The sequence below is a fragment of the Candidatus Methylobacter favarea genome (assembly GCF_902806695.1).
Classification (GTDB): Bacteria; Pseudomonadota; Gammaproteobacteria; order Methylococcales; family Methylomonadaceae; genus Methylobacter_B; species Methylobacter_B favarea.
The window spans coordinates 1-25,607 of the sequence record NZ_CADCXN010000065.1 but is presented as its reverse complement, the minus strand read 5'-3'; the positions used below and the strand labels follow the sequence as shown (position 1 = coordinate 25,607).

Here is a 25,607-nt window from a genome sequence, read left to right as displayed (position 1 = left end):
TCTGTTGTTTGATTTTTAAAATGCCTTTACAAGGAGACCCGCCTTAGCCGTAAAGCATTGGCGATAACCGAAACCGAACTGAAACTCATGGCTGCCGCTGCAATCATTGGCGACAGCAAAAGTCCGAAAAACGGGTACAGCACACCGGCGGCAACAGGTATGCCGAGGCTATTATAAATAAACGCAAAAAACAGGTTCTGGCGAATATTACGCATCGTGGACCGGCTTAAATGACGGGCTTTCGTTATTCCTGATAAATCCCCTTTTATCAAGGTGACGCCCGCGCTTTCCATGGCTATATCAGCGCCTGTGCCCATGGCAATGCCAATCTGGGCCTGAGCCAGGGCCGGCGCATCATTAATACCATCACCGGCCATCGCGACTACTCTTCCTTCAGCCTGCAACTGTTTAACAATTTCGGATTTCTGATCAGGCAGGATGTCCGCATAAACCTGGTCAATGCCCAGGCTTTGCGCAACAAACTCGGCAGTCGCGCGCCTGTCGCCCGTCAGCATTACTACTTTAATCTGTTCTTTTTGTAATTCTGACAGGGCTTTTGCGGTGGTTTTCTTAACCGGATCGGCCACCCCCAGCAGACCGGCCGCTTTGCCGTCAATGGCTATGATCATGACTGTTTGGCCCTGTTTGCTCAGCGTTTCTATGCGGTCTGTCAACAAGCCTGAATCAATGCCTGATTCAGCCATTAACTGCGCATTGCCCAACGCAATCTGGTGACCGTGGACATTCCCGCTGACGCCTCGGCCGGTAAGCGCCTGAAAATTATCAACCTGCATCAGCGTCAAGCCCTGTTCTTCCACCCTTTTGACAATCGCGGCGGCAAGCGGATGTTCACTGGCGCGTTCCAGGCTTGCGGCAAAACGCAGCACATCCTGGTCAATGAAGCCTGCGGCGGTCTCTACTGTGATGAGTTTGGGCTTTCCTTCCGTTAATGTTCCGGTTTTATCAACCACTAAGGTATCTACCTTTTCCATAGTTTCCAGCGCCTCGGCATTTTTAACCAGGATGCCGGCTGTGGCGCCCCGCCCTGTTCCTACCATAATAGACATAGGGGTAGCCAATCCTAAAGCGCAGGGACAGGCGATAATCAATACCGCCACAGCGTTCACTACGGCATGAGCCAGGCCGGGTTCTGGCCCCCATAGCCACCATATTGCAAAAGTAATGATGGCAATCAGCACTACGGCGGGGACAAAGTAACCTGCCACCACATCGGCCAGTTTCTGAATCGGCGCGCGGCTGCGTTGCGCCTCGCTGACCATGTGTACAATTTGCGCTAAAAGTGTATCGTTGCCTACGCGCTCGGCGCGCATCAATAAACTGCCGCTACCATTAATGGTTGCTCCTATCAGAGGCATATCAACCGCTTTTTCGACCGGAATAGGCTCGCCGGTTACCATGGATTCATCCACTGAACTATTGCCTTCCAGCACGACTCCATCGACCGGAACTTTTTCGCCGGGGCGCACCCGCAAGATATCGCCGGGTTTCACCTGCTCCAGCGGGATATCGGCTTCGCTGCCGTCATCATGGTGAAGCCGGGCGGTTTTAGGAGCCAGTCCCAACAGCATTTTAATGGCCTCGCTGGTCCGGCTTCGTGCTCGTAATTCCAGTACCTGGCCTAATAAAACCAGGGTGGTAATAACGGCGGCCGCTTCAAAATAAACGGCTACCGCGCCTTGCTCATCGCGCATTACCGCAGGGAAAATTTTCGGCAAAAAGGTAGCGGCCAGACTGTAAATCCAGGCTACGCCGACTCCTAGCGCGATCAAGGTAAACATATTCAGGCTGCGATTGACCACAGAAGCCCAGCCGCGTTGAAAAAATGGCCAGCCGCCCCATAAAACCACGGGCGTCGCTAGCGCAAATTCAAGCCATTGCAGCTTGTGTCTGTCGAGAAAGTCAGGCCTGGATTGCAGCAGGTCATGACTCATAGCCAGAATGAACACCGGTATCGACAAGGCTGCGCTGATCCAGAATCTTCGGCTCATGTCGGCAAGTTCCTGGTTTTCCTCCTGTTCCCCGGCAATCTCTCGAGGCTCCAGCGCCATGCCGCACTTTGGGCAGGAGCCCGGCTCATTGCGAACGATTTCAGGATGCATCGGGCAGACATAGTCGGTATGGATTTTTGGAGTTGCAGTTTCGAATTGCTCCAGCGCCATCCCGCATTTCGGGCAACTGCCCGGCTGCTGCTGGCGAACTTCAGGATGCATGGGACAGGTATAAGTCGCTTCAGGGTGAGGTAGTGGGTTAGCGGACATATGTTCTCTCCTGATATTCAAAATGACGACTTCTTGCCGGCTTGAAGGGCTTGACTCTACTCATGCTATTGAATCACAGATAAAAAAATTGTGTTATCTTTAGCTGAAAACCTTGGGCTTTTATTAAAAGACAGTCCGATGGTATGAAAGGCCATTAAATCCTGAAAATGAGGCGCAATTCAGAACCAGAAACGCACGCCGGCAACAAACCGCGTTTCTTCAGCGTCCTTACCGGCCACCCTTATATTATCCGCCCCCGAGCCGAACCTGCCGCTCCATTCAAAGCCGACATAGGGCGCCAATTCCCGTACAATCTCATAACGCAGGCGCAGACCTGCTTCCAGGTCGGACAAGCCGCTGCTTACATCCCGCGTATCGTCCCGCCGGCTATAAATATTCAGCTCGATGCGGGGCTGCAAGATGAGTTTTTGCGTCAGCAATAAATCATATTCTGTTTCCAGGCGGAATGCAGTGCGCCCTTGCTCGTTGACATAAGCGGTTGCTTCCACATACAGCCAGTATGGGGCCAGACCTTGTACGCCGAATGCAAGCCAGCCGCGATCCGTGCCCTTGCCGCTGTCGTAGCGCACGCCCAAGTGGGTGTCCCAATAAGCGGTAACAGCATGCGCCCAAAGCAACTCGTTGCGTGCGTTCTTAAATGTCCCGCTTTCAATTTCGCCTTCGGCTCTAATGAGCGCGCGATCATAAGTCGGGCCATACCAGGCTTGCCAGTCATAAGTCACGGAGGTATTGTTGCGTTTAGTCTGGCTTTCAAGCCGATCGACCAGCAGCGAACCCTGGTTATCGTCATCGCCCATGTGCGGCCGCGGCAGCGGTCCGAAATCATAGCCTTCAGAATAGGCGTGCGGATCGCGGACATCAGAAGGGGGCGAGATCTCTTGCCGGGGCAGGGAACCATGGCCGGCATCATCATGGCGGTGGTGATTGCCGTGGTTCCCTGCCCCGGTTTCTTCCGAATCTGCACTGCCGGGGCTGCTGTCAGGCTCCGGGTTTTCTGCTGTGTCTGGCTGGCGGGGTTGAGCCGTGGAAGGCAGAGGATTGTGATTCATCTTGCTGTGATCCATGGCCGGCATGGTTTCCCTTTCTTCAGAGCTTATGGCCGGCGCTGTATGCGCTTTCTTGCCAGGCCTTACTCTATCTCTATGCCCCTTGTGTTCCGCCGGGGCAATGGCAGGGCTGCTAAGAGCCTGCTCCTGCGCCCTTTCAAGGCGCTTCAGATCGTGCGAGCAGGCGGGAGATAGACTGAAAGCCATCACGGCGGCGATTAACTTTAGCGGATTGCCTGTTAGCGTTGCCTGCTTCGTGATTCGATAGCGCCTGTGCCATTGCCTCATGATTCAGTCCACGACTACCTGGCGCATCATTCCTGCATGCATGTGGTAGAACAGATGGCAATGCCAGGCCCAGCGCCCCGGGGCATCGGCAGTGACGAGAAAACTTACCCGCTGAGCAGGTTGTATGTTAATGGTGTGCTTGCGCGCCTGAAAGCGCCCGTCCGGGCTTTCAAGTTCGCTCCACATGCCGTGCAGATGGATGGGATGGGTCATCATCGTATCATTGACCAGGATCACGCGCAGCCGTTCGCCATGGCGAAAATGCACCGGTGTGGATTTGCCGAACTCGACACCGTCGAATGACCAGCTGTAGCGTTTCATATTGCCGGTAAGATGAAGCTCGATTTCGCGCCCGGCTTCCCTAAGGTCAAGCGATCCTCCGATGGTGTGCAGGTCGGCATAAGTGAGTACGCGGCGGCCATTATTTCGCAAACCCACACCAGGATCGTCGAGATTGGTGCGCGGCATGTCCACACGCATGTCGACGCCGGCGCCGAATTCGGTTCGGGCATGGTGCGCCCGGATTGCGCCGCGGCTTGAGTGCGTTCCGCCATGAGCGCTGTGATCCATAACATGAGTATGTTTACCGTCCCCATTCATGTCACCCATCATGTCCTCCATGGTCAGCCGTTCGGGTTTATCCAGGCGGGGAATTTCTGCCGACAAACCGTGGCGGGTCGCCAAGGTGCCGCAGGCGTAACCGGTGCGGTCCATAGCCTGGGCAAAGACAGTATAGGCTCTGTCATCCGGCGTCACAATGACATCATAGGTCTCGGACAGCCCGATTCTAAACTCATCCACCGCAACCGGCTCGACATTTTGTCCATCGGCCTGGACCACGGTCATTTTGAGTCCCGGTATGCGTATGTCGAAGAAGGTCTGGGCGCCGGCGTTAATAAAGCGCAATCGTACCTTCTCGCCGGGCCGGAACAGCCCCGTCCAGTTACCGGCCGGGGTGGTTCCGTTCATGAGGTAGGTATAGGTATAGGCGGAAATATCGGCCAGATCAGTCATATTCATGCGCATCTGATTCCACATGTGCCGCTTCCTTATGGCTGAGGCAAATCCCCCGGCGCCTGCATCCTGAAAAAAATCCAGCGCCGTGAGCTGATTGAAATTGTAATAGTCGCTTTGCTTTTTGAGCTTGGCAAAAATGCTCATCGGGTCTTCGTCCGTCCAGTCAGACAGCATGATGATATAATCGCGGTCCGCTTTTATCGGCTCAGCTTCAGCAGGCTCAACGATGATGGCCCCGTACAGTCCGGTCTGTTCCTGCATGCCGGAATGGGAGTGATACCAGTAAGTGCCTGATTGTTGTACCTTGAAGCGATAGGTGAAAGTTTCTCCCGGCGCGATGCCTTTAAAGCTGATGCCCGGCACGCCGTCCATTTGATAAGGCGGAAGTATACCGTGCCAGTGAATCGAGCTTGCCTCGTCTAGGCGGTTGCTAACCCGGACCGTGACCGTATCGCCCTCGCGCCAGCGCAGGGTAGGCGCCGGAATCGAACCATTGACGGTAGTCGCCAGGCGCGGCGCCCCGGTAAAGTTGACCGGGGTTGACGCTATCGTGAGATTAAATTTCGGGCCGGTCAGCACCGCGGCCGGCTGTGTTCTTTCCTTTGCTTGAGGCGCTTTAAGCCACGGGCGGAAACCCAGAAGAATACCGCCGGCAAGCAATCTCTCAAGGAACCTTCGGCGGGAAATGTTCGGTAACAGGCAGTATGATCTGAAAATAGGCTTCACCTTTTTATCTTTTAATTCTTGATTCCGACGCCCTTGTGCAGCATAACCAGACTAAGCCCGGTCAGGACAATAATAAACCCGCCCGTAATCAGAAAAGCAAACTGTATGTCGACATCAGTGACGCCTATAAATCCGTAGCGGAAGGCGTTGATCATATACAGGATGGGGTTTGCCAGCGATATGGTCTGCCAGATGCCAGGCAGCATCCCGACCGAATAGAAAACGCCGCCCAGATAACTTAAAGGCGTTAAAACAAAGTTCGGGATAATGGAAATATCGTCGAAACTCTCGGCGAGCACTGCATTAATAAAGCCCGCCAGCGAGAATACGGTCGCGGTCAGCATCGCTATGGCAATAGCAATCACGGCATTTCTAACCACAATATCGGCAAACAGCAATGATATCAGCGCCACCACCAGACCTACCAGCAAGCCGCGGAAAATGCCTCCGCTCACATAGCCGCCCAGAATTACCCAGTTTGGCACCGGCGCGACCAGCAATTCTTCTATGTTGCGCTGAAATTTAGTCGAATAAAAGGAAGAAACGACATTCGAATAGGCATGGCTGATGACGGACATTAAAATAACGCCCGGCACAATATAATCCATATAACTTGCGCCATGGATCGTCCCTATCCGGGCGCCGATCAATTTGCCGAAAATCAGGAAATACAGGGCGGTGGTAATGGCCGGCGGCAATAAGGTTTGCGGCCAGATCCGGATGAAACGATAGGTTTCCTTTATGACAATCGTTCTGAAAGCAATCCAATAATTCATGGCTTATCCCCGGCCGGTTTTGACTCTATCAAGTCCATAAACAGCTGCTCCAGCCGGTTGCTCCTGTTCTTCAGGCTGAGGACTTTGATATTATGCGCGCTTAACTGGCTGAATAAGTCATTAAGTCCTGTTTCTTTCGGCACGGAAACATTAACAATCTTGTTATCTACCCGTTCAATCTGATAGCCCTCAAGCTTGGGCATAACACTAACAGGCTGAGCCAGATAGAGCACAAAATGATCAATGGTAAGCCGGGACAGAAGACTGGCCATATCAGAGTTTTCAACAATCCGCCCATGATTGATAATGGCAATATTACGGCACAGGCTTTCCGCTTCTTCCAGATAATGGGTGGTCAAAATAATGGTGGTGCCTTGCCCGTTAATCTCCCGCATCATTTTCCACATGGAGCGGCGGATTTCTATATCGACCCCGGCTGTCGGCTCATCAAGAATCAGCAGCCTGGGCGCATGCACGAGGGCGCGCGCAATCATTACCCGGCGCTTCATGCCGCCTGACAGTCGGCGGGAAACCATATCGCGCTTATCCCATAAATCCATTTGCTTAAGGCAAATTTCAGTTCTTTGCCGGGCGAGTTTACGCGGCGCGCCATAATAACCGGCCTGATTAAGCACAATATTTTTGACCGTTTCAAACTGATTGAAATTGATTTCCTGCGGAACCAGGCCGATACAGCTTTTGGCTCTGGCCCGATCTGTTTTCAAATCATGGCCGAAGATACTGACCGAGCCGCTGCTGGCGTTGACCAGCGAACTGATAATGCCGATAGCGGTTGATTTACCCGCCCCGTTAGGGCCTAGCAGGGCGAAAAAATCGCCTGCTTCAACTTCCAGATCAATGCCTTTCAGGGCCTCAAAGCCATTATTATAAGTTTTTCTGAGCTGGCGAAGGGATAATGCATTCATAGTAAAACAAACACTTAACGGAAAGCTTTAAATAAGTTAAATTAGGCACAGCTGCCATTAAAAAAAGCTCAAATGGATGGCTAAAACCGTATCATTTTATCAGATATAGAAAAGGCTCGTAGACAAAACTGGATAAGCCCGTGCAAAAAAAAACACCCGAAATCGTGGCGGCTGTAGACCTGGGTTCTAACAGTTTTCATATGATTGTCTGCAATCTGAATGATGGCAAACTGCAAACCATAGACCGGCTTAAGGAAATGGTCAGGCTGGCGTCCGGACTGGACAAAAGGAATTATCTTGACGCCGGCGCCCAGCACCGGGCTTTGGAATGTCTGGAACGATTCGGCCAGAGAATTCGCAATTTTCCGCCCGAAAGCGTCCGCATTGTCGGCACCAATACCCTGCGTATCGCTAAAAATTCCTATCAGTTTCTGGCCAAGGCTGAAAAAGCCCTAAACCATCCTATTGATATTATTTCCGGCATAGAAGAGGCCCGCCTGATCTATCTGGGCGTAGCGCACAGCCTGGGCAGCAATGCCGAATTGCGCTTTGTCATGGATATAGGCGGAGGCAGCACCGAATATATTATTGGCACCCACGATACGCCGACTATAAAAGAAAGTCTGCCCATGGGCTGCGTATCGGTTAGCAATACCTTTTTTAAAGACGGCAAACTTTCCAGGAGCGCATTCTTCCGGGCAACCCTGTTTGCCGAACAGCAACTGGAGCCTTTCCAGACCGCATTTCAGCGCAACAACTGGCAGGAGGCCATCGGCTCATCAGGCAGTCTGCGTGCCATTGACAAAGTCCTGCAAGCTAAAAACTGGAGTAACAACGGCATAACCCGGGAAGGTCTGGAGCAACTTATCGCGCACCTTAACCAGTGCAGTCATATTAATGAACTTGATCTGCCGGAACTTGATCCGGAACGTTTGCCGGTATTTCCAGGCGGTCTGGCTATTGTCTATGCCTCCTTCAAAAGCCTTGGCATTGAACAAATGACTGTTTCCGAAGGCGCGCTCAGGGAAGGGCTGGTTCTGGATTTATTGGGCCGCTTGTATGATCATGATATTCGTTCCGCGACCGTGCAGGCGCTGGCCGATCGTTATCATATTGATAAGAAGCACGCCTTGCGCATCCGGCGGACCATCAACTATATGCTGAACCAGTTAATCAGGGATAGTTGTCTGCCCATCGAAACCATAGCGCAATTTTTAAACTGGGCGGCGGACCTGCACGAGATCGGCCATGATATTGCCCACAACCAGTATCACAAGCACGGCGCCTATATTATCGAGAATGGAGATCTGGCCGGTTTTTCCAGGCAGGATCAAATCGTATTGGCGGCTATTGTAAAGACCCACAGGCGGAAATTTTCTGCCTCACGTTTTACCGATTTACCCTCGCCGTGGAATATCGTGGCGCCCTATTTAACCATCATTTTGCGTCTGGCCGTATTGCTGCGCCGTAATCGCCATGACCATGACCTGCCTGACTTTAAAATACAGATAGTTAAATCCAGCATTCAATTACAGTTTCCGGACCAATGGCTGGCCCAGTCGCCGCTGACGCATGCCGATTTGATTCAGGAAGCTGACTATCTTAAATCTGCCGGCTTTAAACTGGAGTTTGCCTGACCGGTTGTTCATGAAAACTGTCTGGAAGATTTTACTTTATGGCCTGGCAGGGTTATTGCTTTTAGGCGCAATGCTGGTGTTTTTCGGCGTTAATGACAAGCCTGATCTTGATGTGGGCTGGTCGCTTGCTCATGATGATATTGCCAGAGCAAAAACGATACTTCATGAAGGCGCCAAAACCAGGCCTGATGAAATTGGCACGATCGAATTGACGGAAAGCGATCTCAATCTGGCTACCAATTATCTGTTAAACCGCTACAGCAAAAGCGCAGTTAAAATAGAACTGAAAAATAATAAGGTCAGATTTACCGTCACCATGACCTTGCCTGAAAACAGTCTGGGGCAGTATCTGAATATCAGTTTCAGATTAGGCAATGATAATGACACGGAGCTTCCCGGCATAACCAAGTTTAAAGTGGGCAAACTCTTGCTGCCGGCAAAACTTGCTGCTTTCGTTATTGACAATGTTATCCGGCATTCCTCGCTGAATCAGTATTTCATACTGGCGACCCGGCCTATTAAAGCCGTGCAAATTGATGAAAAAAAGGTAGCCATCACTTACTTTTCAAATCAGGAAACGTTAATTCAGGCGCGAAATTTCCTGACTAACCGCAGCCCTTCGCCGGCCTTGGCTATTTATCAGCAAAAACTGGCCGAAATTATTGACCGCCATGATCCCGAATGGCGTCTGTCGCTGGCGGATTTATTGCAGCCGGTATTCGAGCTCGCTTACCAGCGTTCCACGCTGGATAATGCCATAGAAGAAAACCGGACCGCCATATTTGCCGTCAATGACTATGTAAATAAAAAGGAAGCCAGAAAGCTTCTGGCCGCTCCCGCATCAAGGCTCTCGGCCGGACAGCAGTATTCCGCTTTTTTATATAAAAGGATAGATCTGGCCCAGCATTTCATCGGCTCTGCCGCTATTACGGCTTCCGTAAACGGTCAGGTGGCGCAGGCGGTAGGTGAAGAAAAAGAACTCAGCGATGCCGTAGACGGCAGCGGTTTCAGCTTTATTGATTTAGCCGCCGACAAAGCCGGTACGCGTTTTGGCGAAATGGCGACGGCATCGCCGGAAAGCGCCCGTAAACTTCAAAAGGCCATGGCGCAAGTAAAAGACTACAGGGATTTCATGCCCGACCCGCGCGATCTGCCTGAAAAAATGAGCGAAGCCGACTTTAAAAGCCGCTTTGGCTCCATTGAAAGCCCTGCTTATCAGGAAATATCAAAGCTGATCGATGCCCGCATAACAGCAGCGCCTATTTATAATAGGGAATGAAAGGCAGGGTTAAATTTATAGAACAATCAGGGAAGCTAAAATATGGCAGCTTCATGCTGCGGCAGGCTCACAGCGGACATACCGCCAGATCCGTTCGTGCTGAGCTGTCGAAGCCCTATAGTTTTAGAGCATTCCAATCGAATTAACAATGCCGAATAACAAAGGGAGCGTTTTCAGCTCCCTTTAATAAAATGATGCAGGGCTTAATTACATCCTGCTCAATAGCGCAGCGACAGCTTAATTTTGGCTTACATCGGGTATCATCGGCAAAAGCGGCATTTTCTGTCTGGGGAATTCTCCGGTCAGGCCATTCAGGAAAGCCACGATATCGGCTATCTCATCTTTGGATAAGTCCTTGCCCAATTGTACTTTCGCCATTATTTTTACAGCCTCCCTGAGGGTTTTGACCGATCCGTTATGAAAGTAGGGGGCGGTGAAAGCGATATTGCGTAAGGTAGGCACTTTCCAGAAATGCTCGTCTTCCGTCTTTTTGGTGACTTCCGCCCGGCCTTTATCCTTTTTAAAATGATATTGGGCTTCAAAATAGCCGTTTTCCATGACAGGAAACTTCTGGAATACGCCCGGACCATTAAATGCCGGTCCGCTATGACAGCCGGTGCAGCCCAGTTCAGCCATCTTGTTCATGCCGCGCACCTGCTGTTCAGTTAAAGCCGATTTATCGCCTGAAACATATTTATCATAAGCACTGTTGGGCGTAATCAGGGTTCTTTCGTAAGCGGCAATGGCTTTAGTCACAGTATCTTGAGAAATCGTAGCATCGCCAAACGCTTTTTCGAAAGCTTTCCGATAACCTTCAATAGGTTTAAAACGCGCCACAACCTCATCCCAGCTTTTCATGCCCATTTCAATAGGATTAATTACCGGGCCTGCGGCCTGCTCTTCCAGACTGGCTGCCCGGCCGTCCCAAAACTGGACTTTATTAAACGCCGCGTTCCAGACTGTCGGCGCATTGCGGCCTCCGGCCTGATTATTATGGCCAAACGAGGTAGTCAGCGTGTCATCGCCGCCGATCATGGTATTGTGGCAGGACGAGCAGGAAATCCGGCCATTTACGGACATCAGGCGGGGATCATGAAACAGCATTTGGCCCAATTCAACTTTAGCGTCAGTGGTCGGATTATCCTCAGGCGCGGGCGCTGCCGTCGGCAACGCTTCCCAGGCAGAAGCCGCCGAAACGGAACCTGCTAAAGCTAACGCTGTGATCAGCGAACGAATTTTAAACATACCATCCTCCAGAATATTATTATTAATGTATGGGGCGATTTACCCTTAACACTTAAGGCTCGTGTCGGGACATTTTGGCTTAAGGCGAGAATACCGGCTAATCTGATGCCCCCGTTTGAATTGTAAAATATAAAGCCGGCAAGTTACAATCAAATTACCGCCTGTTAAAACCTCAGGTACAAGCTAGTCCAATTCTGGTCTTGTACCCAAATGATAACCTTTTAATCAGGCTGGGCTCTGATAACTGGGGAAATTATCCAGTTATTCAAAAATGCTATTAACTCACAGTCTCTGGATTTTATCTCTTCCTGGTTTCAACTTCTAAGCGCAATTCATTTTTACCGAATTGGAAAAGTCAGCTGCTATAGTTCAGGCTTTTCCAATCCGACCAGAGATAAGAGAGTTTATGAAGACCTATAGTCCGCTGGCCGAAGTCCAACGATATCAGATTGAAGTATTAAAGAAAGCAAAAAAAGATCAGAAGGACATAGCGGCAATTCCAGGCGTATCCTCCTCAACGCTCAGTCGAGAGCTGAAGCGCAATAGCGGATAGCGAAACTAGGACCCAAGCAAGTGCAGAGCAGGGCGGTCGGGCGCCGTGTCGAGACAGCGAAAGCGATTAACCTGAGCCGCTGTGATGGCTTTGATAGAAGCAAGTATCCGGTTGGACTGGAGCCCCGAACAAGTCTCGGCTGGATTATTGTGAAGAGCAGGCGATCACGATCAGCCATGAGCCATGAGCGTATTTACCATCCTATATGGATGGATAAAAGTTTCGGCAGCGAGTTGTACAAGCACCTTCGGCAAGGCCGCAAAAAGCGAAAAAAGCAATACCGGTCAAAAGTTAAGCGTGGCCGGATTAGAAATCTCATCAGCATTGATGAGCGCCCTGGTATTGTCGAACAAAAAACCCGTTGGGCGATGGTGAGCTCGACACCGTTTCATAAAGACGATAAACGGAGCCTTTCAGTTTAATCCCTTGATAGATTTGGCGGTAAATATTATTTCATGATTCCGGAATCGATAATAATTTTTGCCAGATCATCAATACCGGTATGAATATCGACAATGATCGGTTCGGTATCCATAATCTCGCCGACCAATTTTTTATGGTGCAGGTCTCTTGCAAACGGTTTAATAAAAATTTCGGTTAGCCGTCCCCGATCGATTAAGCCGACCGGCACATTGAAATTATCCACGATGGCTGCGGTAAAAAGCGCCTCGTTCTCGATGAAACGGTTTAAAACTTCTATATATCCTTCTTCGGCAGATATAGGTTCTATATAGCGCAGCAGCAGTTTGACCGTGGCTGCTTGTTCAGGGGCATCAGAACTCTCAATGTAAAGGTGCTTTTTATCCGGATCACTTAGGGCTTTTACATCGTGGATGTTTGTGGGTAATGCCATAACACTGAGCAGATAAAAATTTAAGATAAATCAAATCTTATAGGTATTCTTTGTTAAAGTTTTGTGAAACGGGAATACTTTTTATTCGTCAGTATAACCCCTTACTTATGATTCTTTCAGCGGCCATGACTCTTGAGAAGGACTAAATGTTCTTGTATCGATGCCGATAGTTTACAATACCTGATTTTATTCGGTAGCAGAATCAGGTACGTACAGCTACGTTTCATCCAGGTTTTACCGCTTGCAGGTGAACTTATTAAATTAAATCCATGAAAAAATTAAAATGCGCGGTTATCGGCGCCGGTTATCTGGGAAAATTTCACGCTGAAAAGTATGCAACCTTGCCTGATTGTGAATTAACGGCGGTTGTCGATATTAACGAAGCCGCCGCGAAAGAGGTGGCCGACAAGCTTGGCGCCAAGGCGCTGACAGAATATAAACCTCTGCTCGGCGCAATCGATGCTGTCAGTATTGTCGTGCCTACCACCTTGCATCATGCGATTTCCAGGGATTTCCTGGAGGCAGGCGCCCATGTGCTGGTGGAAAAGCCCATTACGGTAACGGTTGCGGAAGCTGATGAGTTGATCGCCATCGCTAAGGAAAACGGTCTGATTTTGCAGGTTGGGCACCTAGAGCGCTTTAACCCGGCGATACTGGGTCTGGATAACGAGGAGAAGCCGCTGTTTATCGAATCCCATCGCTTGTCGCCTTTTAATCCCCGCGCCAATGATGTCAGCGTAGTCCTGGATTTAATGATTCATGACATTGATATTATCCTGGCGCTGGTGGACTCCGAAGTGGAGCGTATTGATGCCAGCGGCACGGCGGTATTGACCAAGGGCACGGATATTGCCAATGCCAGGCTGTTGTTTAAAAACGGTTGTGTGGCCAATGTGACGGCCAGCCGGATCAGCATGAAAATGGAGCGTAAAATGCGCATGTTCAGGCCAAGTTCATATGTGTCGGTGGATTTCCATCAGCGCATTTTGACCAGACACCGCACCGGTAAAAAGGAAATGTTTCCCGGTATTCCGGAAATTGAAACGGAAGAATCCACTTTTGAAAGCGGCGACGCGCTGCTCGAAGAAATCAAGCATTTTGTAAACTGCATCCGCACCGGTAAAAGTCCGCTCGTTACCGGCGAAGCCGGGAAAAGAGCGCTGGCAACGGCCATACAGATCACGCAATTATTGGGCGATTAATAAAACAATTTTCCTGTAAAGACGCATAGTTGCGTTTTACCCATACAACAAAAGGCAACAAAACATGATACCCATGGTAAACCTGAAGGCTCAATATGCCGAAATCAAGGATGAAATCGAGCAGGGTCTGGCTGAAACAATAGAAAAATGCGCTTTTATTTTAGGGCCTAATGTCCAGGCTTTTGAGCAAGAAGCGGCGCAATATCTGGGCCTTAAACATGCCATAGGCGTGGCTTCAGGAACCGATGCGCTGCATTTGGCCCTCATTGCAGAAGGCATTGAGGCCGACGATGAAGTGATTACCACGGCTTTTACCTTTATTGCCACGGCCGAAGCGATCAAATATGTCGGCGCTAAGCCGGTTTTTGTCGATATAGATCCCAAAACCTTTAATATTTCACCGGCAGCCATAGAACAGGCCATTACGCCCTTGACCAAAGCCGTCATGCCGGTGCATTTGTTTGGCCAGCCTGCCGAAATGGCTGCTATTGCCCGGATTTGCAGTCGGCATAATCTGAAACTCATTGAAGATTGCTGCCAGTCGTTTGGCGCCAGCATTAACGGCAAGCAAACCGGCGCTATCGGTGATGCGGCCGGCTTCAGTTTTTTCCCCAGTAAAAATCTCGGCGCCTTTGGCGATGGCGGTTTGGTCGTCACCAACTCGGACGAAAGTGCGGCGAAAATCAAAAAACTGCGCAATCACGGCTCGGATGTGCGCTATTACCACGATGTCATCGGTTATAACAGTCGCCTCGATGAAATGCAGGCGGTGGTATTACGAGTTAAATTAAAACGTATTGATCAATATAATCAGGCGCGCCGCCGCGCCGCGCATCTTTATTCACAGCTGTTGGCCGATTTGCCGCTGACGACCCCGTTTGAAGACGGCCTTGGTGAGCATGTTTATCATCAATACACAATATTATCTGATCGCCGCGATGAGCTGCTAAAAGCCTTGCAGGCTAAACAAATCGGCTGTGCAGTTTATTACCCCGTGCCCTTGCACCGGCAAAATGTCTTTAAACAGGAATGCGCAGGCTTGCGCTTGCCGGCGACCGAAGCCGTTGCGGCTAATTGTCTGTCACTGCCCGTTTGCCCGTTTCTTGAAGACCACTTGATCAGGGAAATTGCCGGGGTTATTCGGGAAGTTTTGACGGTTTAGCGGGTTTTGATTTATCTCCTGTTTGTAAGTTGCGAATCATAGTGTGTTCAAGGTGAAACAGGTCGAACTGCTGGCTCCGGCCGGAACCCTTAAAAATATGCGCTATGCCTTTGCATACGGTGCGGATGCCGTTTATGCGGGATTGCCGCGCTATAGCCTGCGCGTGCGCAACAATGATTTTCTGGCTGATAATCTGGCTAAAGGCATAACTGAAGCCCGCAGACAAGGTAAAAAATTTTTTCTGGCGACCAATGTGATTCCGCACAACGCCAAGGTCAAAACCTTTATTAAGGATATTACTCCGATTATCGCCCTGCAGCCGGACGCACTGATTATGGCTGATCCGGGCTTGATTATGATGACGCGGGAAACCTGGCCGGACATGCCGATACATCTGTCGGTACAGGCCAATACGGTCAATTATGCATCGGTCAATTTCTGGAAAAGCATGGGCCTTGAGCGGGTCATTTTGTCGCGCGAACTGTCGCTGGATGAGATTGAAGAAATCCGCCAGCGCTGTCCCGATACGGAACTTGAAGTATTTGTTCACGGCGCGTTATGCATTGCGTATTCCGGCCGTTGTTTGTTATCCGGCTACTTTAACCACCGCGATTCCAATCAGGGCGCTTGCACCAACGCCTGCCGCTGGAAATACGACACATTGCCCGCCTATGAAAATGCCGAAGGCGATTTCCTGCCGGCTGGCGGAGCCTTGTCGATGCCCGATATCAGCAACGCCAGCTGCGGCTGCGCGAAACGGCATCCGCTGGCGGATAAAGTGTATTTTCTGGAAGAAGAAGGCCGCAAAGGCGATCTGTTGCCGGTAATGGAAGATGAAAACGGCACTTATATCATGAATTCAAAAGACTTGAGAGCCATCGAGCATGTGCAGCGCCTGGTCGAAATCGGCGTAGACAGTCTTAAAATCGAAGGCCGCACGAAGTCGCATTATTATGTGGCACGCACTGCACAAACCTATCGCCAGGCGATTGATGACGCACTGGCGGGCCGCGCCTTTCAACCCGAGCTGATCGGCGTTCTGGATAACCTTGCCAACCGGGGTTATACCGACGGTTTTTATCAGCGCCACCATACCCATGAACAGCAAAATTATATGAGCGGTTATTCCAAAAGCCATCAGCAGCAATTTTGCGGCGAAATCAGAAGCTATGATCAGGAAACCGGGCTTGCCCCCGTGGATGTCAAGAACAAGTTTTCAGTCGGTGATAAACTGGAACTGATACGGCCGGAAGGTAATCAGGATATTATCGTCGAACGCATGGAAGGCCTGCAGGGACAAGCCATGGAAGAAGCCTCGGCGGCCATGAAGTGAAAATACCCATCCCGGAAACCCGCAGCAATCATGGCCTGCTGGCGCGTTATATTTAAAATGCAATTAACCGCTTGTCCGTAGTGCGCTTGCGTGGAGGCTAAATCAACCGAACCTGAACTATGGATTTTGTTAGCGTCGAGATTATTTAGCGCCGCCGATCTCAGGCAGCTACTCCAAACAAAGCCCCAACTCCAGTTGTCATGGCCATAGCCAAGGCGCCCCACAAGGTCACCCGCATGGCCGCAGTAATTACAGAAGCGCCGCCGGCATGCGCAGCCAGCGAGCCTAACAGGGCAAGAAACAAGAGCGAACTGCCCGAAATAGCCCAGATGAGCGTAGATATGGGCGCCCAAAGGACAATCAAAAGAGGCAGAACGGCGCCGACTGCAAAAGTGGCGGCTGACGCCAAACCGGCCTGAACCGGGCGTGCGGTCAAGGTTTCCGAAATACCCAGCTCGTCACGCGCATGAGCGCCGAGCGCATCATGCGCCATCAACTGGGCAGCGACCTCGGCGGCCAGTTCTGCATCAAGCCCGCGCCCGACATAGATGGCCGTCATTTCCGCATGCTCATGTTCGGGGTCTGCAGCCAGCTCTTTACGTTCCCGATCCAGATCGGCGCGCTCGGTATCGGCTTGTGAACTTACCGACACATACTCGCCAGCCGCCATTGACATGGCGCCGGCCACAAGACCGGCAATACCTGCTATCAAAATATTGGCTGAACTTGCGCCTGCGGCGGCCACGCCCAAGACCAGGCTGGCAGTGGAAACAATACCGTCATTGGCGCCAAGAACAGCCGCCCGCAGCCAGCCGATGCGTCGTACTCTATGTCTTTCAATATGTCTCATAACGTCCTTTCTGTGTTAGGGATAGCATGATGCCCCATAACTTATAATCAGACAGCTAATCAGGCGGCTAATGAAATTCGAAAACAAGTGTATATTATTACATCTACACTTGACTCACTACTCTTGCGTTCATCAAATCCCATTTGGGAATGTCATTGTCAAAGCCTTAGTTTCGCGTAGCATATATATCTTTTAGCTTGCCCGCCATGCCTCAGCATAAATCTTTAACCATTCTGTTCAGCGCCGGTGAATCATCCGGCGACCGGCATGCCGCCAATATGTTCCTGGAATTGAAAAAACATCAGCCCGATATTAAAGGCATCGGCATGGGCGCTGCAAAAATGGCTCAGGCGGGCATCGATATTCGCTACGATTCAACGAATATCGCCGTGATCGGCGTTGTTGAGGTTGTCAGGCATTACGGCGAAATCCGCAGGGCGTTAAAGCTCATGCAGGAAATAATAGAAACGGAACGGCCGGATTTACTGGTTTGCGTGGATTACAAGGAGTTTAATTTTAAATTGGCCCGGTTCGCCAAGCAGTCCGGTATTAAAGTGCTGTTTTATGTCAGCCCGCAGGTATGGGCATGGCGGCCTGGCCGGGTCAAGAAATATGGCGAAGTTATCGACATGATGGCGGTGATATTTCCTTTTGAAACCGCTTATTATGACGCCGAGAAGGTGCCGGTGCGCTATGTGGGCCATCCTTCGGTCGATAAGGTCCACGCTCGGCACAGTAAAGCTGAAGATATGATGCTCTTTAAAATGGATGAAAAACGGCCGGTAGTGGGGCTGTTGCCGGGAAGCCGCGCCAACGAAATCAAGCGCATGCTGCCGGTGATGCTGAAAGCCGCTGAAGAACTGCAAACCAGTTTGCCCGGCCTCCAGTTCATTTTGCCCCAGGCCGATTCAATCAGCCGCGAACTGCTTGAAGGTTATTTAAAGCAGTCGCCTGTTAACATTACTGTAGTAAAAAACCAGCCTTACGACGCCATTCAATGCTGCGATGCAGTCATGACGACATCGGGCACGGCCACGCTGGAAATCACCTTGCTGACTGTCCCTATGGTGATTGCCTACAAGCTTTCCCCTTTAACTTACTGGCTGGGCCGATGGCTGGTGAAAACGCCCTTTATAGGCTTGCCGAATATTGTGGCGGGCAGAAGCATTATCAGGGAATTCATTCAGCACGAGGCGACAGCCGAAAATCTGGCCGCCGAAATCAGTCGAATTTTGACTGACAGGATTTATGCAAACGCAATGCGTGAAAATTTGAGGCGTGTTAAGGAGCAGTTAGGGCAAGGCGGCGGTTCTAAAAATATGGCTGAACTGGCGCTGGCTCTATTGTCTTAAGAAGTACTCCTGAAGATGGGATTAATCAGCTCTCCAAATAAATCAATACTACCCGAACCCTGGTCTCTATGGGATAATGAAGCCCTTGATTTTAGCGATATTTCTTTCTTACCTACACCGCCACCGGAGCATTATAATGGATGAAAACAAAAAGAAAGCGCTAGGCGCAGCGCTGATGCAAATAGAAAAGCAGTTTGGCAAAGGCTCGGTCATGCGTATGGGCGATGTGTCTGCTTCGCGCGATATCGACGTCGTTTCTACAGGTTCCCTTGGCCTGGATATTGCGCTGGGTTGCGGCGGTTTGCCTCGCGGCCGTGTTGTTGAGATATATGGCCCTGAATCGTCAGGTAAAACCACATTGACCTTGCAGGTCATCGCCGAAATGCAAAAGCTTGGCGGCACGGCGGCATTTGTTGATGCCGAACATGCCTTGGATCCGGGCTATGCCGAGAAAATCGGCGTTAATGTAAATGACTTACTGGTTTCCCAGCCGGATACCGGCGAGCAGGCGCTGGAAATTACCGATATGCTGGTGCGTTCGGGCGCCGTTGATATCGTCGTGGTTGATTCGGTGGCCGCGTTAACGCCTAAAGCCGAGATTGAAGGCGATATGGGCGATTCGCACATGGGCTTGCAGGCGCGTTTAATGTCCCAGGCATTAAGAAAACTCACGGGAAATATCAAGCGCTCCAATACCCTGGTGATTTTTATCAACCAGATCAGGATGAAAATCGGGGTCATGTTCGGCAATCCTGAAACCACAACCGGCGGCAACGCGCTCAAGTTTTACGCTTCGGTGCGCCTGGATATCCGGCGTATTGGTTCCGTCAAAAAGGGTGAAGAAGTTATTGGTAATGAAACCCGCGTAAAAGTCGTAAAAAACAAAGTCGCTCCGCCTTTTAAACAGGCCGAATTTGAAATTTTATATGGGGAAGGCATTTCCTTTTATGGGGAGCTGGTCGATCTGGGCGTTAACTATGGATTCATTCAGAAAGCCGGTTCCTGGTACAGTTACGGGGATGAGAAAATCGGCCAGGGCAAGGACAATGCCAAAGCCTTTCTGAAAGAGCATCCTGACAAAGCCCAAGAAATCGAGGCAAAAATAAGAGCCGAGGCCTTTGGCAAAGCGCCGCCGCCGGTCATCGAGCCGCTGACTGAAGAGGGCGAATAGCGGCCTTGGTTAGTTTGCGGTGGATGAAGTTGCTAAGCATATCAGGAAAACCTGCCTGCGCTTGCTGGCGCGAAGAGAACATAGCCGCAAAGAATTGTTGGACAAGCTGGTAATAAATGGTTTTAACAGGGATAAAGTGCTTGCAGTTATTGACGAATTGATTCTGCAAGGCTGGCAGAATGACCAGAGGTATGCGGAAAATTATGCTCGGCATCGTATCCAGAAAGGCTATGGCCCTATCCGTATTGCCTATGAACTGCGGCAAAACGGGATTGATGCCGTTAACCTTGAAGACATTGTGCAAAAAGCGGCCGGTAGCTGGATGGATCTGCTGGAGCAGGTGTATTTTAAAAAATATAAACATGACACCCCGATGGATCGAAATGAATGGGCAAAACGCAGCCGTTTTTTAGTGCATCGCGGCTTTTCCATTGAAATGATTAGCGCCTTACACGCAAGTGTATTTAAGAGTAAGTAAAAATCCAGACTTAGCCCAGTTTGATTTTGAAGTTTAAATAATTTTGAAATGGTATAGCGCAAAGGCTGAAAAACACTATCCATATATTATCACCCCTGTATTCCACCTCGAAAAAAGTCATTCCTTTAGGTAGTAGAGGGCATCCCTCCAAAATCCAATCTTTATACTCCTTGTGATTCTCTACTAAATTCATTATTATTAAAATCATGACTACGATAACGTTTGACACTCTGGCCCTAGTTGCCAAACTCAAAGCCGCCAACTTTTCTCAGGAACAGGCAGAAGCGGTTGTGCGCGTCATTGCCGATGCTCAAGACCAGATTGTCACCCGTGAGTATTTGGATAACAGATTGCAACAGGAGTTAAACCCAATCAAGACCGACTTGGCCGTTCTAAAGTGGATGATGGGCATGTTGCTGGCCGGCATGTTATCTTTGATTCTGAAGACGTTTTTCTAATAAATTTAAATGTTGCTAACCAATAAAAAGGCCCAAAAAGGGCCTTTCTTGATTACCCTCTCTCTAACAGCCGCCCCAGTTCCTCAGCGGACATGGTTCTAAGCCTTTCCCTGAGCTTGGGATCAAGCCTGTTGGCCTTCTGAGCCAAAGTTACTTTGATGCTTTTCTTTTCCTGACTTAGCCTTCTGGTCTCATCAATAATGCGCTTTTTGATGCCTTCATCCTGATAGGCCAGATTCACCAGCGTATCCATCACTTCATACATTTTAAGACGATTGGCTTTAGAGAAAGCCTTGAGCCTGACGATGGTGTCTTCGGCCAGAGCGACGGTTCTTCTTGAGGTGATTAAATTTTGCTGTGTCATGATTTAATGAATAAATAAAAACATTATACACTATTTGCATTAATTTTTAATAATCATTTAATGGCGTTTGCTTCGCACAAATCGACAGCTCTCAAGTCACGAGCCATATAGATCGTGTAGTTATTATGAAGAATGATGAAGCGAGGCATGAAGCCGGTATAGCCGCCATAAACATTCTTACCGTTGATGTCGTAGCAAACGCCCCAGCCGGCCCTGATATTGCCGCCGGTAAAATGATTGTAAACATGGGTTTTGAAAGGCTTGCCATAGTATCTGATTCGCACCGCATCAGGGTCGGCAGCGCCTTGTCGCGTGCCGCCCCTCGATGATGTCCTTGTAGCCAACAGGCTCGGGGCCGTAGTCAAGATTTTCAGGCTTTATGTTGGGTGCGCAGGCGGTTGTTGTTAAAATTAATGCCAGAATTTTTAGCTTCATTGTTTCTCCCTAATTCGAATAAGTAAGTGCTAAGTAGAGAGTCAAGCGTAGCACAGCTTTTAAAGGAGACAGCAGGCAGTGCATTTCTGCTAGAATAAGCCATCCATGACTTATTCTATTTAATGTCTGATGAAAAAGATGACCAGTGCAGATGTGCGTGCCGCCTTCCTGGAGTTTTTTCGTGAGCGGGGGCATTCCATACAGCCTTCAAGTTCACTTGTGCCGGCAAATGATCCGACCTTGTTATTCACCAATGCCGGCATGGTGCAGTTTAAAGAGGTGTTTTTAGGCCGCGAGCAGCGTGATTTTAACAGGGCGGCGACCAGTCAGCGCTGCGTCAGGGCCGGCGGCAAGCATAATGACCTGGAAAATGTCGGCTATACGGCAAGACATCATACGTTCTTTGAAATGCTGGGTAATTTCAGCTTTGGCGATTACTTTAAAAAAGAAGCCATCCGCTTCGCCTGGGATTTTCTGACAAAAGAGCTGGAAATTCCCGCCGAAAAATTATGGGTGACCGTTTTTGAGGAAGACTCGGAAGCGGAAAAAATCTGGCTTGATGATATCGGCATAGCCAGAACACGGTTTTCGAGAATCGGCGCCAAGGATAATTTCTGGTCTATGGGAGATACGGGGCCTTGCGGGCCTTGCAGCGAAATATTTTATGATCACGGAGTGCATCTCCCCGGAGGCCCGCCGGGCACGCCCGAAGAGGACGGCGACCGGTATATCGAAATCTGGAATCTGGTGTTCATGCAGTATGACCGCGCCGTTGATGGCGCGCTGACCCCGCTGCCGAAACCGTCGGTCGATACCGGCATGGGTCTGGAGCGCATAGCGGCGGTATTGCAGGGGGTGCACAGCAATTATGAAATCGATTTATTTCAAAAGTTATTGAAAGCAGCGGCCGGGATTGCCGGCACGACGGATTTAATGCAAAGCTCGCTGCGGGTCATTGCCGACCATATTCGTTCGTCTGCCTTTCTGGTGGCCGATGGGGTGATGCCGTCCAACGAAGGCCGGGGTTATGTCTTGCGCCGCATTATTCGCCGCGCCATTCGGCATGGCTACCGTTTGGGTATTCATGAAACATTTTTCTATAAACTGGTCGCGCCGCTCGTGGAAGAAATGGGCGCGGCTTTTCCTGAGCTTAAAGCCGCGCAAGCCCAGGTTGAGCGCGTATTAAAGAAGGAAGAAGAACGCTTTGCAGAAACCCTGGAACAGGGCATGAAGATTCTGGAAGCCTGCGTCGCCAGAATGCAAGGCTCTGTGATTCCGGGTGATACGGTATTCCAGCTTTACGATACTTATGGCTTCCCGGTTGACTTGACCGCTGATTTTGCCCGTGAAAATAATCTTACCGTCGATCATGCCGGCTTTGAAATGGCTATGTCCGCGCAACGCGACAGGGCGCGGCTGGCCAGCAGTTTTGGCGCTGATTATGAGCAGGACATCAAGCTGGATGGACAGACCGAATTTACCGGCTACGATTATCTTGATGACCAGGTGCATATTATCGGGCTTTACAAAAAAGGCCAGCCCGTTGATAGCTTGCAGGATGGCGAAGAAGGCATTGTGGTTTTGGATAAAACCCCTTTCTATGCAGAGTCCGGCGGTCAGGCGGGCGATTGCGGAAAAATTGAAGCGGACGGCGCTGTATTTGAAGTGACTGATACGCAGAAACAGGGCGGCAAGCTGTTTCTGCATAAAGGCAAGCTGATTTGCGGAACCTTGACTGCGGGTCAGTTAGGCGATGCCAGGGTTAGCGCGGCAGATAGAAAAGCCACGGAACTGAATCATACGGCAACTCATTTGCTGCATTCAGCGCTGAGGCAAATTCTGGGCGATCATGTTACGCAGAAGGGCTCACTGGTTAATAGCGAGCGGCTGCGCTTTGACTTTTCACATTTTGAGCCCGTGACGGCTTATGAAATCAGCACGATTGAAAGGCTCGTTAATGAACAGATTCGCTTGAATAACCCCGTTTCCGCACAGCTCATGGCTAAAGATGAAGCCGTTAAAGCAGGCGCAATGGCGCTGTTTGACGAAAAATACGGCGATGAGGTGAGAGTGTTAAAAATCGGCGATTTCTCGACCGAGCTGTGCGGCGGCACCCATGTTCAGCGCTCAGGCGATATCGGCTGTTTTAAAATAATCAGCGAAACCGGCGTAGCGGCCGGCATCAGGCGTATTGAAGCGGTAACCGGCGCTGCCTGCATCGACTGGATAGCCAGCCGCGACAAGGCGCTCGCAAGCATAGCCGTGCTGGTGAAAAGCTCGCCGGAAAAGGCCGCTGAAAAAGTCGAATTGCTGATAGAAAAAAACCGCTTGCTGGAAAAACAACTGGAACGCTTGAACGCAAAACTGGCTTCATCGGCAGGCGGCGAGCTCAGCGCGCAAGCCGTCGAGGTCAATGGCGTCAAGGTGTTGGCTGCCAGGCTGAATGATGTTGATCCCAGATCGATGCGGGACATGGTGGATCAGTTAAAAAATAAGCTGGGCAGCTCGGCAATCGTGCTGGCCGTTGTTGAAGGTGACAAGGTCAGCCTGATTGCGGGGGTTTCCAAAGACCAGACAGGGCGGATAAAAGCCGGCGATCTGGTCAATTTCGTCGCTACCAAAGTGGGCGGCAAAGGCGGCGGCAGGCCCGATATGGCTCAGGCCGGCGGCAATGACCCGGCAGGCTTGGCGGGCGCATTGGCTCAGGTTCCGGCCTGGGTGCAGGAACAAACAGCGCGTTAAAGGTTTCAGTAAATGGCATTATATGTATATAAATTTGGCGGCACTTCGGTAGGCTCTATCGAGCGGATTAAGGCAGTCGCTAAAAAAGTTAAAAAAGCGCATGATCTGGGCGATCAGATTGTCGTTGTCGTCTCGGCCATGAGCGGCGAAACCAATCGTTTGATTGCCCTGGCAAAAGCTTTGCAGCAACAGCCCAATGGCCGGGAAATGGATGTCTTGCTGTCTACCGGCGAGCAGGTTACCGTTTCGCTTTTGAGCATGGCTTTACATGAGATTGGCTGCGACGCGCATTCTTATACCGGCAGCCAGGTAAAAATCCTGACCGATAGCGCTCATACCAAAGCGCGCATACTTAACATAGACGAGCTGCCCATACGCTCTCATCTGAATAAAGGTAAAGTGGTGGTGGTGGCCGGTTTTCAGGGCGTTGACGAGCAAAATAATATCACCACGTTGGGTCGCGGCGGCTCCGACACCACGGCTGTCGCATTGGCGGCTGCTTTAAAAGCCGATGAATGCCATATTTATACCGATGTCGATGGCGTTTACACCACCGATCCGCGAGTAGAGCCCAAAGCGCGCAGACTCGATAAAATTACCTTTGAGGAAATGCTGGAAATGGCCAGCCTGGGCTCAAAGGTATTGCAAATAAGATCGGTGGAATTTGCCGGTAAATATAATGTTGCGCTGCGCGTATTATCATCATTTAAAGAGGGTAAGGGCACGCTTATTACCTATGAGGAATCACCAATGGAAAGCGCTTTAATTTCCGGGATCGCATTTAATCGCGATGAGGCAAAATTAACCATCAGCGGAGTGCCGGATTTGCCGGGAGTCGCCTTTAAAATTCTTGGGCCTGTGGCCGATGCCAATATCGAAATTGATATGATTATCCAGAATATTGCCGATGATGCGACCACGGACTTTACTTTCACGGTGCATCGCAATGATTATCAGCGGGCCAAGGCCGCGCTTGATAAAACCTGTGCTGAACTGGGGGCCAAAAAAGTTACCGCTGATGACGGCATTGTCAAAATTTCAATCGTCGGCGTCGGTATGCGCTCCCACGCCGGCATCGCCAGCACGATGTTTAAAGCGCTTGCTGATGAGGGCATCAATATCAAAATGATTTCAACCTCGGAAATCAAAATTTCTATTGTTATTGACGAGAAGTATCTCGAACTGGCAGTAAGAGCCTTGCATTCGGCATTCAAACTGGATCAGGAAGCAGTGTCTTAAAATTTTAAGCGGGACGTTGAAATTGTGATTGCTCCTATGTTTTACTGCGGCTTGAGCGATTTCAGTATGGTTTCCAGCGGCGCCAGCGAAATCAATGCCCGGTATAAAACGGCATTACCCTCGAGCAGGCCGTAGCATTCATAGTTGCACAGCGAGGTTATGGAACGGCCGATGC

The 25,607-nt window shown here is 50.3% G+C and carries 22 protein-coding genes and 1 pseudogene; 13 read left to right on the top strand and 10 right to left on the bottom strand.

The window, feature by feature from the left end; translation table 11 throughout:
* Positions 1 to 26: 26 nt before the first annotated feature.
* The 5 genes from HUX64_RS09875 to HUX64_RS09855 all read right to left on the bottom strand — a co-directional run bounded on the left by HUX64_RS09875 (position 27) and on the right by HUX64_RS09855 (position 7,079).
* Positions 27 to 2,279 carry a copper-transporting P-type ATPase gene (locus HUX64_RS09875; protein ID WP_174626065.1) on the bottom strand — a complete coding sequence of 751 codons (2,253 nt, stop codon included), beginning with the start codon at positions 2,277 to 2,279 and terminating at the stop codon, positions 27 to 29.
* A gap of 179 nt (positions 2,280 to 2,458) precedes the next feature.
* On the bottom strand, positions 2,459 to 3,634 hold the full coding sequence (locus HUX64_RS09870; RefSeq protein WP_246246978.1) for a copper resistance protein B: 1,176 nt from the start codon (positions 3,632 to 3,634) through the stop codon (positions 2,459 to 2,461).
* 3 nt (positions 3,635 to 3,637) lie between these two features.
* Positions 3,638 to 5,377 (bottom strand): copper resistance system multicopper oxidase, encoded by a 1,740-nt coding sequence (locus tag HUX64_RS09865; protein ID WP_174626064.1) that lies wholly within the window; start codon positions 5,375 to 5,377, stop codon positions 3,638 to 3,640.
* 11 nt (positions 5,378 to 5,388) lie between these two features.
* Complete coding sequence (locus tag HUX64_RS09860) at positions 5,389 to 6,153, bottom strand: ABC transporter permease (protein WP_174626063.1); 765 nt, start codon at positions 6,151 to 6,153, stop codon at positions 5,389 to 5,391.
* Positions 6,150 to 7,079, bottom strand: a complete 930-nt coding sequence (locus HUX64_RS09855) for an ABC transporter ATP-binding protein (RefSeq protein WP_174626062.1) — start codon at positions 7,077 to 7,079, stop codon at positions 6,150 to 6,152. Before HUX64_RS09855 ends, HUX64_RS09860 begins: the two co-directional genes overlap by 4 nt.
* Before the next feature lie 140 nt (positions 7,080 to 7,219).
* Between HUX64_RS09855 and ppx the strand changes: the two genes are divergently transcribed.
* Positions 7,220 to 8,716: an exopolyphosphatase gene (gene ppx, locus HUX64_RS09850; protein ID WP_174626061.1), complete on the top strand. Its 1,497-nt coding sequence runs from the start codon at positions 7,220 to 7,222 to the stop codon at positions 8,714 to 8,716.
* 10 nt (positions 8,717 to 8,726) lie between these two features.
* Positions 8,727 to 9,995, top strand: coding sequence for a YfiM family lipoprotein (locus tag HUX64_RS09845; RefSeq protein ID WP_174626060.1), 1,269 nt, complete (start codon positions 8,727 to 8,729; stop codon positions 9,993 to 9,995).
* Between the two features lie 237 nt (positions 9,996 to 10,232).
* Here HUX64_RS09845 and HUX64_RS09840 read toward each other — a convergent pair whose 3' ends face one another.
* Positions 10,233 to 11,240, bottom strand: coding sequence for a cytochrome-c peroxidase (locus tag HUX64_RS09840; RefSeq protein WP_174626059.1), 1,008 nt, complete (start codon positions 11,238 to 11,240; stop codon positions 10,233 to 10,235).
* A gap of 406 nt (positions 11,241 to 11,646) precedes the next feature.
* Between HUX64_RS09840 and HUX64_RS09835 the strand changes: the two genes are divergently transcribed.
* Positions 11,647 to 11,793: a helix-turn-helix domain-containing protein gene (locus tag HUX64_RS09835; RefSeq protein ID WP_174626058.1), complete on the top strand. Its 147-nt coding sequence runs from the start codon at positions 11,647 to 11,649 to the stop codon at positions 11,791 to 11,793.
* 20 nt (positions 11,794 to 11,813) lie between these two features.
* Positions 11,814 to 12,215 (top strand): hypothetical protein, encoded by a 402-nt coding sequence (locus HUX64_RS09830; RefSeq protein WP_174626057.1) that lies wholly within the window; start codon positions 11,814 to 11,816, stop codon positions 12,213 to 12,215.
* 26 nt (positions 12,216 to 12,241) lie between these two features.
* Here the strand turns inward: HUX64_RS09830 and HUX64_RS09825 are convergent, their stop codons facing one another.
* Positions 12,242 to 12,646: a CBS domain-containing protein gene (locus HUX64_RS09825; protein WP_174626056.1), complete on the bottom strand. Its 405-nt coding sequence runs from the start codon at positions 12,644 to 12,646 to the stop codon at positions 12,242 to 12,244.
* Positions 12,647 to 12,915: 269 nt separating this feature from the next.
* Between HUX64_RS09825 and HUX64_RS09820 the strand changes: the two genes are divergently transcribed.
* From HUX64_RS09820 to trhP, 3 genes and pseudogenes are all read left to right on the top strand, one after another.
* Entirely contained in the window at positions 12,916 to 13,848 is a 933-nt protein-coding gene (locus HUX64_RS09820) for a Gfo/Idh/MocA family protein (RefSeq protein WP_174626055.1), read from the top strand.
* A 64-nt stretch (positions 13,849 to 13,912) separates the two neighbouring features.
* A complete protein-coding gene (locus HUX64_RS09815) occupies positions 13,913 to 15,010 on the top strand; it encodes a DegT/DnrJ/EryC1/StrS family aminotransferase (RefSeq protein WP_174626054.1) in 1,098 nt (365 codons plus the stop codon).
* 52 nt (positions 15,011 to 15,062) lie between these two features.
* Positions 15,063 to 16,399 (top strand): annotated as a pseudogene (gene trhP / locus HUX64_RS09810) (prephenate-dependent tRNA uridine(34) hydroxylase TrhP).
* A gap of 104 nt (positions 16,400 to 16,503) precedes the next feature.
* On the opposite strand, the gene HUX64_RS09805 reads toward trhP, so the two are convergent.
* The gene (locus HUX64_RS09805; RefSeq protein WP_174626053.1) at positions 16,504 to 17,193 is read right to left on the bottom strand and encodes a VIT1/CCC1 transporter family protein; all 690 of its coding nucleotides are present in this window, start codon (positions 17,191 to 17,193) and stop codon (positions 16,504 to 16,506) included.
* 206 nt (positions 17,194 to 17,399) lie between these two features.
* On the opposite strand from HUX64_RS09805, the gene lpxB reads away from it, so the two are divergent.
* The 4 genes from lpxB to HUX64_RS09785 all read left to right on the top strand — a co-directional run bounded on the left by lpxB (position 17,400) and on the right by HUX64_RS09785 (position 20,652).
* A complete protein-coding gene (lpxB, locus tag HUX64_RS09800; protein ID WP_174626052.1) occupies positions 17,400 to 18,545 on the top strand; it encodes a lipid-A-disaccharide synthase in 1,146 nt (381 codons plus the stop codon).
* A 136-nt stretch (positions 18,546 to 18,681) separates the two neighbouring features.
* Complete coding sequence (gene recA, locus HUX64_RS09795) at positions 18,682 to 19,716, top strand: recombinase RecA (RefSeq protein WP_174626051.1); 1,035 nt, start codon at positions 18,682 to 18,684, stop codon at positions 19,714 to 19,716.
* Positions 19,717 to 19,735: 19 nt separating this feature from the next.
* Positions 19,736 to 20,194, top strand: a complete 459-nt coding sequence (locus tag HUX64_RS09790; protein WP_174626050.1) for a regulatory protein RecX — start codon at positions 19,736 to 19,738, stop codon at positions 20,192 to 20,194.
* A 206-nt stretch (positions 20,195 to 20,400) separates the two neighbouring features.
* Positions 20,401 to 20,652: a CCDC90 family protein gene (locus HUX64_RS09785; protein ID WP_174626049.1), complete on the top strand. Its 252-nt coding sequence runs from the start codon at positions 20,401 to 20,403 to the stop codon at positions 20,650 to 20,652.
* Positions 20,653 to 20,704: 52 nt separating this feature from the next.
* On the opposite strand, the gene HUX64_RS09780 is transcribed toward HUX64_RS09785, so the two are convergent.
* Together HUX64_RS09780 and HUX64_RS09775 are read right to left on the bottom strand one after the other, a co-directional pair.
* Positions 20,705 to 21,016, bottom strand: coding sequence for a hypothetical protein (locus HUX64_RS09780; protein WP_174626048.1), 312 nt, complete (start codon positions 21,014 to 21,016; stop codon positions 20,705 to 20,707).
* Between the two features lie 53 nt (positions 21,017 to 21,069).
* On the bottom strand, positions 21,070 to 21,381 hold the full coding sequence (locus tag HUX64_RS09775; RefSeq protein ID WP_174626047.1) for a hypothetical protein: 312 nt from the start codon (positions 21,379 to 21,381) through the stop codon (positions 21,070 to 21,072).
* A gap of 199 nt (positions 21,382 to 21,580) precedes the next feature.
* Here HUX64_RS09775 and alaS point away from each other — a divergent pair, with 199 nt between their 5' ends.
* Together alaS and HUX64_RS09765 are read left to right on the top strand one after the other, a co-directional pair.
* Positions 21,581 to 24,193 (top strand): alanine--tRNA ligase, encoded by a 2,613-nt coding sequence (gene alaS / locus HUX64_RS09770; protein ID WP_174626046.1) that lies wholly within the window; start codon positions 21,581 to 21,583, stop codon positions 24,191 to 24,193.
* A gap of 12 nt (positions 24,194 to 24,205) precedes the next feature.
* Entirely contained in the window at positions 24,206 to 25,432 is a 1,227-nt protein-coding gene (locus HUX64_RS09765; RefSeq protein ID WP_174626045.1) for an aspartate kinase, read from the top strand.
* Positions 25,433 to 25,607 lie beyond the last annotated feature (175 nt).

Coding starts and splice junctions, on each gene's coding strand:
- HUX64_RS09875 (WP_174626065.1), bottom strand. CDS start 2,279: ATGTCCGCTAACCCACTACCTCACCCTGAAGCGACTTATACCTGTCCC.
- HUX64_RS09870 (WP_246246978.1), bottom strand. CDS start 3,634: ATGAGGCAATGGCACAGGCGCTATCGAATCACGAAGCAGGCAACGCTA.
- HUX64_RS09860 (WP_174626063.1), bottom strand. CDS start 6,153: ATGAATTATTGGATTGCTTTCAGAACGATTGTCATAAAGGAAACCTAT.
- HUX64_RS09855 (WP_174626062.1), bottom strand. CDS start 7,079: ATGAATGCATTATCCCTTCGCCAGCTCAGAAAAACTTATAATAATGGC.
- HUX64_RS09845 (WP_174626060.1), top strand. CDS start 8,727: ATGAAAACTGTCTGGAAGATTTTACTTTATGGCCTGGCAGGGTTATTG.
- HUX64_RS09840 (WP_174626059.1), bottom strand. CDS start 11,240: ATGTTTAAAATTCGTTCGCTGATCACAGCGTTAGCTTTAGCAGGTTCC.
- HUX64_RS09835 (WP_174626058.1), top strand. CDS start 11,647: ATGAAGACCTATAGTCCGCTGGCCGAAGTCCAACGATATCAGATTGAA.
- HUX64_RS09825 (WP_174626056.1), bottom strand. CDS start 12,646: ATGGCATTACCCACAAACATCCACGATGTAAAAGCCCTAAGTGATCCG.
- HUX64_RS09820 (WP_174626055.1), top strand. CDS start 12,916: ATGAAAAAATTAAAATGCGCGGTTATCGGCGCCGGTTATCTGGGAAAA.
- HUX64_RS09815 (WP_174626054.1), top strand. CDS start 13,913: ATGATACCCATGGTAAACCTGAAGGCTCAATATGCCGAAATCAAGGAT.
- HUX64_RS09805 (WP_174626053.1), bottom strand. CDS start 17,193: ATGAGACATATTGAAAGACATAGAGTACGACGCATCGGCTGGCTGCGG.
- lpxB (WP_174626052.1), top strand. CDS start 17,400: ATGCCTCAGCATAAATCTTTAACCATTCTGTTCAGCGCCGGTGAATCA.
- recA (WP_174626051.1), top strand. CDS start 18,682: ATGGATGAAAACAAAAAGAAAGCGCTAGGCGCAGCGCTGATGCAAATA.
- HUX64_RS09785 (WP_174626049.1), top strand. CDS start 20,401: ATGACTACGATAACGTTTGACACTCTGGCCCTAGTTGCCAAACTCAAA.
- HUX64_RS09780 (WP_174626048.1), bottom strand. CDS start 21,016: ATGACACAGCAAAATTTAATCACCTCAAGAAGAACCGTCGCTCTGGCC.
- alaS (WP_174626046.1), top strand. CDS start 21,581: ATGAAAAAGATGACCAGTGCAGATGTGCGTGCCGCCTTCCTGGAGTTT.
- HUX64_RS09765 (WP_174626045.1), top strand. CDS start 24,206: ATGGCATTATATGTATATAAATTTGGCGGCACTTCGGTAGGCTCTATC.